The following is a 668-nucleotide window of genomic DNA, read 5'->3' as shown; positions in this document are numbered from 1 at the left end:
CTGACGTATCGCCAACTAAAATACCTGAATTGCTAATAAGATTTTCTAATTCAACATCTAAATCATATAAACTTGAATCAACAAATTCATTTCTCACATTCAGAATTTCTCCCAACACCTTTTCTTCCCACGCCCCCGTAAACCCTTTAAACCGCAAACGTGGCTCTTGTTGTTTATCCATTTTCCCCCCTTAGCCTTTCAAAATCGCCTGCCATGCGGCAATGCCCTGCAAATCAAACTCGCTGCCGGTGAGTTCGTCCATCATTTGCGCCAGTGCGGCGGCGCTCTCTTGTTTACGCTCGCTAATGTGCTGATAGGTATCGGCATATTTGTCGCAAAGTGCGGTCAGTTTTTGGCTAAATTGCGCCAGCATGTTTTCAGGCAGCCTGCACATCGTCGCATTAAGCGGAACAAACCATTTTTGGCGGAGCAAATCGAGGGCTTCGGCATCATCCAGGGATTCAATGGTGGCTTTGGTTTTGCTGTGCAGCTCAGCACTGTCTGCTTTAATATCGTCTTTAATGTCTTTTTCTTCAGCTAATAAGTCTTGTGCCTTTAACAACTTACTTTCTAAGCTCGCTTCGGGAAATTCATAGCCATGCCGTAATGATTTTAAATAATTGTTCACATTATTTTTGCCATAAGTTCCATCTTTAGAAGCTTGAATA

The 668-nt window shown here is 43.0% G+C and carries 1 protein-coding gene and 1 pseudogene; both read right to left on the bottom strand.

What is annotated here, in order from left to right:
- The coding region (locus tag ACTHUR_RS14755; protein ID WP_440399343.1) for a hypothetical protein at positions 1-181 on the bottom strand (181 nt) is incomplete at its 3' end.
- 9 nt (positions 182-190) lie between these two features.
- Positions 191-668, bottom strand: a pseudogene (locus ACTHUR_RS14750) (hypothetical protein); the annotation flags it as partial.

It is taken from the genome of Neisseria sp. P0021.S007 (assembly GCF_051956855.1).
The sequence above is the reverse complement of the archived record's forward strand: the minus strand, read 5'-3'. Positions and strand labels throughout refer to the sequence as shown.